At 38.2% G+C, this 12155-nt stretch carries 12 protein-coding genes; 4 read left to right on the forward strand and 8 right to left on the reverse strand.

The annotated features are described in order from the left end of the window. Window positions 1–1657 (forward strand): T9SS type A sorting domain-containing protein (locus M3P19_RS16775; RefSeq protein WP_249658858.1); only part of this gene is annotated, 1657 nt, incomplete at its 5' end. Window positions 1658–1666: 9 nt separating this feature from the next. Here M3P19_RS16775 and M3P19_RS16780 read toward each other — a convergent pair. Then, window positions 1667–2467 carry a tyrosine-protein phosphatase gene (locus M3P19_RS16780; protein WP_249658859.1) on the reverse strand — a complete coding sequence of 267 codons (801 nt, stop codon included), beginning with the start codon at window positions 2465–2467 and terminating at the stop codon, window positions 1667–1669. A 33-nt stretch (window positions 2468–2500) separates the two neighbouring features. Beyond that, window positions 2501–3871: a tRNA uridine-5-carboxymethylaminomethyl(34) synthesis GTPase MnmE gene (gene mnmE / locus M3P19_RS16785; protein ID WP_249658860.1), complete on the reverse strand. Its 1371-nt coding sequence runs from the start codon at window positions 3869–3871 to the stop codon at window positions 2501–2503. Between the two features lie 87 nt (window positions 3872–3958). Between mnmE and M3P19_RS16790 the strand changes: the two genes are divergently transcribed. Then, a complete protein-coding gene (locus tag M3P19_RS16790) occupies window positions 3959–4318 on the forward strand; it encodes a DUF4870 domain-containing protein (protein WP_249658861.1) in 360 nt (119 codons plus the stop codon). A 49-nt stretch (window positions 4319–4367) separates the two neighbouring features. Here M3P19_RS16790 and dnaN read toward each other — a convergent pair whose 3' ends face one another. The 5 genes from dnaN to M3P19_RS16815 form a co-directional block, all read right to left on the reverse strand. Beyond that, on the reverse strand, window positions 4368–5486 hold the full coding sequence (gene dnaN, locus M3P19_RS16795) for a DNA polymerase III subunit beta (protein WP_249658862.1): 1119 nt from the start codon (window positions 5484–5486) through the stop codon (window positions 4368–4370). Window positions 5487–5606: 120 nt separating this feature from the next. Then, complete coding sequence (gldG, locus tag M3P19_RS16800; protein ID WP_249658863.1) at window positions 5607–7274, reverse strand: gliding motility-associated ABC transporter substrate-binding protein GldG; 1668 nt, start codon at window positions 7272–7274, stop codon at window positions 5607–5609. After that, a complete protein-coding gene (gene gldF / locus M3P19_RS16805) occupies window positions 7271–8002 on the reverse strand; it encodes a gliding motility-associated ABC transporter permease subunit GldF (protein WP_249658864.1) in 732 nt (243 codons plus the stop codon). Before gldF ends, gldG begins: the two co-directional genes overlap by 4 nt. 61 nt (window positions 8003–8063) lie before the next feature. Continuing rightward, entirely contained in the window at window positions 8064–8360 is a 297-nt protein-coding gene (locus M3P19_RS16810; protein WP_249658865.1) for a putative quinol monooxygenase, read from the reverse strand. After that, the gene (locus tag M3P19_RS16815; RefSeq protein WP_249658866.1) at window positions 8361–9191 is read right to left on the reverse strand and encodes an SAM hydrolase/SAM-dependent halogenase family protein; all 831 of its coding nucleotides are present in this window, start codon (window positions 9189–9191) and stop codon (window positions 8361–8363) included. It abuts the gene before it with no gap. Between the two features lie 123 nt (window positions 9192–9314). Between M3P19_RS16815 and M3P19_RS16820 the strand changes: the two genes are divergently transcribed. Next, the gene (locus M3P19_RS16820) at window positions 9315–10268 is read left to right on the forward strand and encodes a PhoH family protein (protein WP_249658867.1); all 954 of its coding nucleotides are present in this window, start codon (window positions 9315–9317) and stop codon (window positions 10266–10268) included. A 6-nt stretch (window positions 10269–10274) separates the two neighbouring features. Then, the gene (locus tag M3P19_RS16825; protein WP_249658868.1) at window positions 10275–11228 is read left to right on the forward strand and encodes a phosphoribosylaminoimidazolesuccinocarboxamide synthase; all 954 of its coding nucleotides are present in this window, start codon (window positions 10275–10277) and stop codon (window positions 11226–11228) included. 3 nt (window positions 11229–11231) lie between these two features. On the opposite strand, the gene M3P19_RS16830 is transcribed toward M3P19_RS16825, so the two are convergent. Then, the coding region (locus M3P19_RS16830; protein WP_249658869.1) for a PKD domain-containing protein at window positions 11232–12155 on the reverse strand (924 nt) is incomplete at its 5' end.

A 12155-nucleotide genomic window follows, 5' to 3' on the forward strand; every position in this document is an offset into this window, starting at 1 on the left:
GACTATTCCTGGTAGTAATCAAGCACCAGTGGTTACTAATCCTGGCACCCAAAATAGTAATGAAGGAGAGGTGGTTTCATTGCAAATAAATGCGACTGATGAAAGTACGAACCTAACATATCAAGCAAATAATTTACCGCCCACATTATCAATAAATCCCAATACCGGTCTAATATCAGGAAGTTTAGCTCAGGCGCAACCTTCTGGTTCATTTATTGAAGAAAATGGGTTGCTGATTATTGAAGCAGAATCCAGTCCATTAGTACCAAATTGGAGTTTAACGAATTTGGATGATGAAACCGGTATAATAGCTGGTAGCAATCATTTTAATGATCAGAATGGAGGTACAATTCCATATGAATTTACGATAACCACACCTGGGGTATATCGTTTTCTATGGCACAGCTTCTATAGCGGGACAGTATCCTCCGAAGAAAACGATAATTGGCTTCGTTTTCCGAATACAGGGGGTGCATGGTTTTTTGGCTATCAAGGGACACCTGCAAGTGAAGCTGCCTTAATAACGGAGTTGGAAGGAGATCAAAACAATATTGTTTTTCCCATTGGAAGCGCTCGCGTTACACCTGCAACAACACCTGAGGGAAGTGGAGGTAATGGATTCTTCAAAATATTTTTGATAGGTGGTAATTCTCAACAATATAGTTGGCAAGCAAACACCAGTGATAATGATTCTCATCATATCTATGTAAGGTTTGAAAATCCAGGAACTTATACATTCGAGATTTCCGAACGCTCAGCAGGTCACGCTATTGATCGTATTGCTCTGTTTAAAGTTGATGGACCTAGTTATTCAGGCTCAGAACTTAACGCTTTTCCTGAATCCAACAGTTCCGGAGGAACAGCAGGTGCTGCTGCAAATAGTCCATATAACGTTTCTGTGACTGTTTCAGATGACAATGTTCCCCAAGAATCCACAACCATTCAGTTTGATTGGGTAGTAGGTACTGATACAGGTGGAGGTGGTGGCTCGCCTTCCCAAAGTGTAGAAAGTTTTACCTTGATTAATGCAGATTCTAATACGGATTTATTCACCATTACAGACGGACAACAAATTGATCAAGCCTCGATTCAAGGGATAGGTCTTAATATTCGTGCGAATACAAATCCTTCTGTGGTTGGTAGTGTATCATTTAACCTAAGTGGTCCTGTAAATGAGAGTAGAACTGAAAATGGAGCACCTTATGCTTTGTTTGGGGATAGTGGTGGTAATTACAACTCAACCAATTTGCCCTTAGGTTCATACACATTGTCAGCGACACCATTTTCAAATGCTTCCTTGGGAGGTGATATTGGCCAAGCTTTATCCATTCAATTCGCGATTATCAACGGTGGTGCTGCTAGGTCATTCAATGGTGAAAATGATAGTGGGATTGGAGGGTTTAACATAGCTCTATCACCAAATCCAACAGCTTCTGACGTACACGTTGTAACAGATTTAGTGGAGCCGGTAGAAAAGGTTTATTTGTTCGATATGTCTGGCAGACTTGTTAAAACAGTGGATATTGATGTGTTTGAAAGCATAGGCGGTACGTTTGATTTTAGTATTTTAGGATTGGAAGAAGGTATTTATGTTGTCCAAATTTGGTCTCCCAATTTAGATAAGGTATCTGAGGAAAAACTTATAATTAGAAAATAGGGTATTGTGCTACAAGAAAGCCTCAATAGTTTCGCAGATAACCGGTTCCAATTTGGCTAAAACTTTGGAGGGCAAGGTGATTTCTTTTAAGTATTTAAGATGTTCCATACGGTGTACATCTGATCCAATAAAATCGATCATTTGATTGTCCAAAAGTTTATTGACAACGCGCTTTACCTCGGTACCATAATATCCTCCAAATGATAATACATTGGCTTGGAACAATATTCCTTGTTTTCTAAATTTTTCATATTTGCCAAACTTGGAATGTAGGAATAAGTATCTCTCTGGATGCGCTAGTATTGGAAAATAACCTGCAGAGGCGATATTTTGAATTGCCCGATCAAAATTTAAAGGGCGTTGTAAGAAAGACATTTCTACCAACAAATGGTATTTTCTTAACGGCAATACAGCGTCATTTGCCAATATTTCTTCAAAATTATCATCAATCATGTGTTCGGCTGAAAAATCAATGGAAACATTGTCAACTTGCTGTTTTACCAATTCAGCTTGTAATAAGGAGAATGAGTTTCTTATTGTCTGTTCCGTATTGTCGTAATAATTATGCATGATATGGGGAGTGCACACAAAGTTATTTACCCCAAATTGTTGGAATTCACGTATAAGTTCAATAGAATTCTCAACAGTTTTAGCGCCATCATCTATGCCAGGTAAAATATGATTATGTATATCTACCAGACCATGTAAATTATCGACTATATAGTTTTTCTTTTGGAAAAAACTGAACATGAATAAAATTTGGATTACAAATATAGTGGATATCTTAAGGACTGAATACTCTAATCCCATTTTGGGTAAATTAACTGGTGTTGTGGTTAATAGTTATTTCCCGATACAAAAATTTGAAAAAATATTGCCCAACAAATCATCGGTGGTGACGCTACCTGTAATTTCACCAAGGTGATGCAAGGCTTGTCTAATATCGATAGCTAATAAATCACTGGATAAATCCAAATCCATCCCTTCCTTAACTTTTTGAATTTCTTCTAATGATTTTAGTAGGGCATCATAATGACGACTGTTTGTTATGATGGTTTCATCGCCTTGAAGTGAACCAGATACCACCAAAGTGGACAATTTATCTTCCAGAAGTGTTATACCTTCCTTCTTTTTGGCAGAGATATATATTCCGTTAGGAATGGTTTTTCTAAGGGATGCAAGTTCTTCAGCATTCAATAGATCTACCTTGTTACATATTGCTAGAACTTCTTTGCTAGGGAATTTTTTCTTAATACGCGTCAAATTATCTAAATCAGCTTCAAGACCATCGAAAAGAAATAAAATCAACTTGGCATTTTCAATTTTATGGAAAGTTCGTTCAATACCTATTTTTTCGACCTCGTCTGTAGTTTCTCGTATTCCAGCCGTGTCTATAAAACGAAAATTAATTCCTCCAATGTTGATTAGATCCTCTACGGTATCTCTAGTGGTACCTGGAATATTGCTCACTATTGCCCTTTCTTCATTAAGAAGGGCATTAAGTAGTGTGGATTTTCCAACGTTTGGTTTACCTACTATTGCGATTGGAATCCCATTTTTAATGACATTCCCGATGGCAAAGGAATCAATCAATTTTTTAAGTACTTCACTGATTCGGCCCAGTAGGTCATAGAATTGGGTGCGGTCCGCAAACTCTACATCTTCTTGGGAAAAGTCCAATTCCAATTCTATTAACGATGCAAAATTCAACAATTCTTCCCTTAACTTTTGAATTTCATTGCTAAATCCTCCACGCATTTGTTTCATAGCTATGTCATGAGAAGCTTCACTATCACTGGCAATGAGGTCAGCAACTGCTTCTGCCTGACTCAAATCCATTTTACCATTTAAAAATGCGCGTAGCGTAAATTCGCCAGCACTGGCCATCCTGCACCCTGCCTTTAAAAAAAGTTGTATGATCTGTTGTTGGATGTAGGGCGAACCATGACAAGAAATTTCAACAACATTTTCACCGGTGTATGAATTAGGGTTCTTGAAAAGGGAAACCAGAACCTTGTCCAAAACTTTATTGGCATCAACTATATGGCCTAAATGTATAGTATGGGTATTTTGATTGGTCAAGTCTTTATGACTGACAGGTTTAAAATGTTTTGAAACCAAGGTTATGGCATCAGGTCCTGAAACTCGAATAATGGCAATTGCCCCAGTCCCTGGTGGTGTTGCCAACGCTACTATGGTATCGGAATGCGACATGCTGGCAAAATTACGAAATAGACACTAGCTGTAACATTTTATTGGTTTATCATACAGATATAGTACATCATCAATATCAATCAAAAAATGGAAGTTATTAACGAAAAAGTAGTTAGAAAGGACAACACACTGTTGTCCATTACGCACTTAACGCAATTATTACATTACATCCCAGGTTTTGGGGGTTTCATTGTACCTCTTATCATCTGGCTTTCTGCTAGAAAATCAGTTGAGGGTATGGACGAGCACGGTAAAGCCATTATCAACCTGCAACTTAGTCTATTGCTTTACATTATTGTGAGTATACCAGCTATACTTTTAATAGGACTTGGTATTTTAGGGCTAATCGGCGTGGCAATTTTAGGATTTGTTTTACCCATAGTAAATGCTGTAAAGGCAACAAATGGCGAATCACCGTCCTACTTTATGACCATACCGTTTATTTAAATAAAAAAAGCTGGAAGTATATTCCAGCTTTTCTTTTATGGTAGATGACCTAGTTATTTAACATAACTGGCATTACAAGCATGGTAACAAGTTCTCCTTCATCCAATCCATCAACTGGGGTTAAAATGCCAGCTCTATTTGGTAAACTCATTTCCAAGGAAACGTCCTCTGAATTTAGATTGTTCAACATTTCCAATAAGAATCTTGAATTGAACCCTATTTGCATATCGTCCCCTTGATAAGAACAAGAAAGACGTTCTTCAGCTTTGTTACTGTAATCCACATCTTCTGCGGAAATATTTAATTCGGCACCGGCAATCTTTAACCGAATCTGATGGGTAGTTTTGTTTGAAAAGATTGAAACCCTGCGAACCGAACTTAAAAACTGATTTCGAGAAATCGATAATTGATTTGGATTCTCCTTTGGTATTACGGCTTCATAATTTGGGTACTTACCATCAATTAGTCGACAGATTAATTCTGAATTGTCAAAAATGAACTTAGCATTGCTATCGTTGTATTCGATGGTCACCTCAGATTCCGACCCTGCCAATATCCCTTTTAATAGATTCAATGGCTTTTTTGGCATAATGAACTCCGCAACCTGGGAAGCAGAAACATCATTGCGCTGGTATTTTACCAATTTATGTGCGTCCGTAGCTACAAAGGTCAAATTCTCGGTAGAAAACTGGAAGAATACCCCACTCATTACTGGACGTAGGTCATCGTTTCCAGCTGCAAAAATGGTTTTGGTAATTGCTGTTGCCAAAATATCACCAAGTAGGGTAGTGGTACTTGGATTGGAAACTTCCACAGCTTTAGGGAATTCAGCGCCATCCGCGTACGCCAACGCATACTTACCATGATTGGAACTTATTTCAACGGTATTGTTGTCTTCAACTACAAACGTCAATGGCTGTTCCGGAAATGTTTTTAGCGTATCCAATAACAATCGCGCTGGCACAGCAATAGCTCCTTCTGCATCGGAATCCACTTCCAAGACAGAACTCATTGTGGTTTCCAAATCAGATGCTGATACAGTCAGCTGGTTTTTTTTGAGATCAAACAGGAAATTATCTAAAATTGGTAGTGTATTACTATTGTTGATAACACCACCCAATACCTGTAATTGCTTTAATAAATATGTACTTGATACAATAAACTTCATTCAAGAAATTCTTTAAACTTTAGTGCCTATCCCTTCATTTTTACTGCAAATAGGCTTAAATATTGGCTAAAAACAAATATATCTTAAAAGGACATAGTAAAGAAACAAACTTATTAACAGCTATACACTGTATTTGCGCTTTCTGTACCATCCAAATGCTACTCCAAAAAGCAAGGTCAAAAGCACCGGTAACGCAACATTGATTAATTGCCATTTGGTTTTCTGAGCGTTGATTTTTTCCGCATCCAATAAGGGAATGGAAACACGTTTGCTCCTTATGTTTATAAGTCCAGTATCATCCAACAGGTAATTAATGCAATTCACCAAAAATTCTTTGTTTCCATACGAACTATTAGTCCATTTGTCATAGCCAAGTTCCAAAGGAACACCATTCCGCAATTGGTTTTTTATTAAATCACCATCGGAAATAACAATCATTTTGTTTTCAGGACCATCTTCCAGGTCATTTTCTAAATCAATTGGTTTGACTCTGTTTTTAAATACGGACTTGAATTTTCCTTCAATTAAGACGGCCAATGGTAGGTTACCTTCAATATACGATTCCTTATTTGGTGGATTGTTTAATACGCTCAGACTAATCGGTTTTGGTGCGCTTTCAGCTTTTGATAAGGGCGAACTTTGCATCAGTACCGTTTGCTGGTAATCATTTTGAAGCAGTTCCATGGAACTCGCAAACTGGTACCTTACCGCCTCAATATTAGTATTTATGGGATGGTCATTTCGAGAAAAAACCATGGGATTATAATACCAGGGAACCGGATTGTATTGGGAGTCATTACCATCACCTGAGGCTAACACAATTTGGGTAAAGTAGAGGTCATTTACCAAAACAGGATTGATCCTTAGGCCATATTTGAAGAAAAAATCCTTCATGTTAAGATCTCGAGGAAGTGCAATCGCACTACCACCCCCTTGGAAAATACTATCCAATTCCATAGCAACTTGGTCTATAAGCCAGATGGATTTACCACCATTGGTAATGTACTGATCAAGTATGTATTTTTCTTCATCAGAAAATGACGCTGTTGGCTTGGCTATGAGCGCCAAATCAAATTCGTTTAATTGATTTAGGACCGTATCTGGGTTTGCAGCAACAGAGTCAAGGGTGATTGCACCAATATTGTAATAATCTCGTATGGTGGTTAAGTAATCGGCGATGAAAATATCTTCCAGTTGCCCATTTCCCTTGATGACAGCGATTCGTTTTTTCTGACCAGTTGTCAACTTGGTAAATGCATCAGCGAAGGCATATTCCAATTGTTGAACAGAATTGTTGATACGATCCTCCATTGTGGATCCCAATTTGTTTTTGAGTAACGGAACTTTAACCGTCTGGTTTTGGTAGGTGACCATTGCCCATGGGAAGACTAGCTCTTGGGATACTTTTCCGTTTTCTTCAACCGTGATATTTGCAGGAGTAAGTCCAATTCGCTGTAAATCAGCTATAGTCTGCTGCGGGTCTGCTTCATTTTCCAAAGGGTCCACCAAATTGAATTGGATATTCTTGTTCAATGTCCTGAAAGACTTGATCAAAAGCATAGCCTCTGTTTTCAATTTTGAAAACTCAGCAGGAATTTCTCCATCCAATAAAACATCGATTACAACAGGGGACCCCAATTTTTGAAGTACCTCCTTGGATGGTTCAGAAATCGTGAAGCGTTGGTCCTCTGTCATGTCAAACCGCGTGAACAGAAAACCTCCGGCAATGTTCAATACAACGACAACCAAAACAATTTTCAAAACAGATTGAAAAAACTCTTTATTCATCGCACGATTGATTTTAAACGTTGCATCGTCAAATACAAAAACAATAGGGAGATTGAAACAAAATACACCAAATCTCGCGTGTCCAAAATACCTCTTCCTATATTTTCAAAATGCGATTGGGCACCAAAACCTAGAATTAATTGCTGAGTTTCACCTGACGGGAACAGAGATGATAAGGCGTTAAAACCATTAAATAGAACAAAGCAAATCAAAACACCAAGTATAAAAGCAATGATTTGATTTTCGGAAAGCGTAGAGGTGAATATACCAATTGCAGTATATGCGCCTATAAGAAACAACAAACCAAAATAAGAACCAACTAAAACGCCTACATCCAGATTCCCTACGATAATTCCCAGTTTAGAAATCGTGAGAATATAAATTAAAGTCGGTAAAATGGCGATTACACATAACGTGAATGCACCCCAAAATTTTCCCATGACCAGCTTCCAAATAGAGATGGGTTTAATGAGTAAGAGTTCCAAGGTCCCAGATTTGATCTCTTCCGAAAAACTTTTCATGGTAATCGCAGGAATCAAAAAAATGAAAATCCATGATGATAGTAGAAACAGGTTGCTTAAATCAGCAAAACCGTAATCAAAAATGTTGTACTCACCCTTAAAAACCCATAGAAACAATCCGGTAAGTAGCAGAAAAAGGCCAACAATCAAATAACCAATGGAAGATGTGAAAAATGATTGGATTTCTCTTTTATAAATGGAAAACACGTGTTGTCTAACGAAGTTTATTGAGGTTATTAAATTGATTTCTTTTGCCTTGATTCCATAGTTATGCTTCAGAATCGATTTTACTTAAACTCCAAGCTTCCGGTTTAGCATCAAATAGGAGCTTGGTTTTTTTCCATACATTTTTGAAAAATTCGGAATTCCGGTAGTTTTCAAGATCGGCGGCATCCTCCCAATGACTGTAAGTGAAAAATACACATGGATTTGCAACATCATGATAGCCTTCAACGAGTTTACAGCCTTTAAATTTCAAAATTTCAGGTTGTGTTGATTTAAATATCAGTTCAAAACTAGGAATATTTTCGGGTTTAAAGGTGAGTTTAACAATGCGTACCAACATTTACAAGAAATTTATTGTTACCGTGTCCCTATAGCCTAAACCCAATAGGCTAGAAGCTCCTCCTACAGTTTTCAAGTCGCTTTTATAAATTGCCAATTCCACATAACCTGCAGAGTTGAATAGGGCCAAGGCATCGCCAGGTCCTCTACGTTGACCGCGCTCCAAGTTAAAATTCACGATTCCGTTATAGCTGTTATGTATGTTTTTGATTTTATTGGTTCGTGCGATCACTTCAAATTCCCTTCCGTTTCTATAGGCTTCAAAAAGACTACGCTGAATATTGGTAATTACATTTCCGTAATTGTCTATATAAATGACATTGCCAACAATACTTTTACCTTCATTGGTAATTCGAGGTTCAAATTCCCTTAGCTCTTTAAGTTGATTGAAGGGTTTGCCAATAACTTCAAGTTTCCCACCTCGGGCAATGTGGCAGGCTACTTCAACAAAGACGTTCAAAACAGGAAAAGAACTTGGATTGATATTGGGAATATCAATTTCCATTACTTTTTCAGGAATGGTTTCTGAAGTAATCAGTGATATTACGCCATTGTTTGCACTTATAATGAACTGGTCTTCAACTTGGACCACAATATGTTGGTTTTCTGGTGATAATTCAGAATCAACCCCTACAATATGAACAGTTCCAGCTGGGAACGCACGGTACGCATTTTTAAGGATGTATGCACACTCCTGAATATTGAATGGGCTTATCTCATGCGAAATATCAACAACATTGACCTCTGGAAGATTATTGAGTATAGTCCCTTTTATGGCACCTACAAAGTGGTCTTTATGTCCAAAATCTGTAGTTAACGTTATGATTGCCATGCAATACTGTTGATATGTTTTTCGGTGGTCAAAATGATTTTTGGTTAAGTTTGTGGGGTAAAATTAAATAAAAAAGAAAGAACCTTTTTTCTTCAAAAATAACCCTTAAAGAGACCACTTTTTTTGAACGAACTTATTATAGAATTGACGGAGATAAGCCCTCAAGATTTTTTTGGGCAGCGGAATGAGAATATTGAACTTCTAAAAAAATACTTTCCAAAACTTAAAATAGTCGCCAGAGGCAGCAAAATCAAGGTGTACGGTGATGAAGAACTCTTGGAAGAGTTCGATAAACGTTTTGATATGCTGACGAATCATTTTGCCAAGTACAACAAACTTGACGAAAACATGATTGAGCGTGTTCTAACAAGTAATGGACAGGAAGAACTTTCTTCATCCAAAAGTAGTGGAGAGGTTTTGGTACATGGTGTAAGCGGTAGACTGATAAAAGCCCAAACCGTTAACCAACGAAAGCTTGTTGATGCATGCAAAAAAGATGATATGGTTTTCGCCATTGGCCCAGCGGGTACTGGAAAAACATATACCGGTGTAGCTTTAGCTGTCAAAGCGTTGAAAGAAAAGCAGGTTCGGCGCATCATATTAACCCGGCCAGCTGTTGAGGCAGGTGAGAATTTAGGGTTTCTTCCGGGTGATTTGAAGGAGAAACTGGATCCCTATATGCAACCTTTGTACGATGCGCTTCGTGATATGATTCCTGCTGAGAAGTTGGAAAAATATATTGAAGACGGAACTATTCAAATTGCCCCTATGGCTTTTATGCGAGGACGTACGCTGGATAATGCTTTTGTAATCTTGGATGAGGCGCAAAACACTACCCACGCCCAAATGAAGATGTTCCTAACCCGTATGGGCAAAAATGCAAAGTTCTTATTAACAGGTGATCCAGGACAAATAGATTTACCAAGAAGGGTAATCTCTGGATTGAAAGAGGCATTGCTAATATTAAAAAATGTTGAAGGTATAAGCATCATCTACTTGGATGATAAGGATGTTATCCGCCATAAACTGGTCAAAAAAGTAATTGACGCCTACAAGAATATTGAGCACCAAAACTAGCCAGACATGTCCAATACCATAATGGAAACCAATTTCAGGTTTCCAAATCAAAAAAGTGTTTACAAGGGAAAAGTGCGAGAGGTCTATACCTTGGATAATGACATCTTGGTTATGATTGCCACAGACAGACTCTCTGCATTTGATGTGGTGATGCCCAAAGGAATACCGTTTAAGGGTCAAATTTTGAATCAAATTGCCACTAAAATGATGGCGGCTACCCAAGATATTGTCCCGAATTGGTTAATGGCGACACCTGACCCTAATGTGGCCGTTGGCAAAGCCTGCGAACCATTTAAGGTGGAAATGGTGATTCGTGGATACATGTCAGGACATGCCGCACGTGAGTACAAGGCTGGTAAACGCCTGTTATGTGGCGTTCCAATGCCGGAGGGGATGAAAGAAAATGATAAATTTCCTGAACCCATAATAACCCCAGCAACAAAAGCTGAAAAAGGCGATCATGATGAAGATATTTCCCGTGAGGAAATTTTAGCACGTGAGATAGTCTCCAAAGAAGATTATGAAGTGCTGGAGAAATATACAAAAGCACTATTCCAACGCGGAACGGAATTGGCGGCAAAACGTGGTTTGATTCTGGTAGATACCAAATATGAGTTTGGGAAAACAAAGGATGGGGAAATCGTTTTAATAGATGAAATCCATACCCCTGATTCGTCAAGGTATTTCTATGCAGACGGTTATGAGCAGCGGCAAGAAAAGGGCGAACCCCAAAAACAGCTTTCCAAGGAGTTTGTTCGTCAATGGTTGATTTCCAATGGTTTTCAAGGTTTGGACGGTCAAACAGTTCCAGAAATGAGTAATGAATACATCAATTCTGTGTCTGACCGCTATATCGAGCTTTACGAGAGCATCACTGGAGAAGCTTTCCAAAAGGCCGATAACTCAAAAATTGAATTCCGAATAAATAGAAATGTGACCGAATATTTAGATAGCCTTTAGTGGTTATTTTGTTTTCACTACCATCCTAGTTTGAACGATATCCAATGACTCTGTAACTGCTACTACAAAGTAAAAACCATCTTCAAATTCTTGTACTGATAATAAAACATCACCATTTTCCCATTTTAAATCTTTATTCTTTATCGTTTTAACCCGACGCCCTGCGACATCGTAAATTGAAATCTCAGCAATTTTTGATTGATTTTCAGAAATACCTACATGAGCCACTTCAGAAACTGGGTTGGGGTGCATATCTATCTTCAAGGCATTAAGAGGTGCTACCCTCAAGGTAGAGCCGGAATCCACAATTGAAAAATTTATGGTCACTGTTTCACCTTCAATACCAGATAAGTTAGATCCACTATATGGGGTAGCAGATAAGGTATAATTACCAGAAGGGAAATTTGTGCCTAGGTAGTTTCCGCCTAAGTCTCCGTAAAGTGCATAAGGTGCAACATTTTCTGTACTTGATCTAGTTAGTGCACCGGTTAATTGTAATCGAACGCTGCCAACAATGGGCGGATTTGTGTTTGCTCGAATATTAAGCAATACACCATCGGTTAGATTCGCATCTATTTGTAATCCATCACTTAGTTCCAATAACTCAGAATTCGTTGAAGAATCAATTAAAGTGTATCCAATAACTCCTTCCGTATTTTGCGCTGTAACATTGATGCTAACAAAATCTGTGCTAACCAACCCTTCTATATCTGTAACTGTAAGGGAGGCATTAAAGACTCCACTGCTGATGTAAGTGTGGGTCGGGTTAATTGCATTACTAGTTGTGCCATCTCCAAAATCCCATAAATAAGAAACTATGCCATTATCGTCAACCGATGAGTTTCCTGTAAAATTCACATTAAGTGGCGCATCACCATTCAAAGGCGTGGCTGTTGCGATAGCTGTTGGAGGTAAATTAGTTTCATT

It is taken from the genome of Flagellimonas spongiicola (assembly GCF_023502425.1).
Taxonomy (GTDB): Bacteria; Bacteroidota; Bacteroidia; order Flavobacteriales; family Flavobacteriaceae; genus Flagellimonas; species Flagellimonas spongiicola.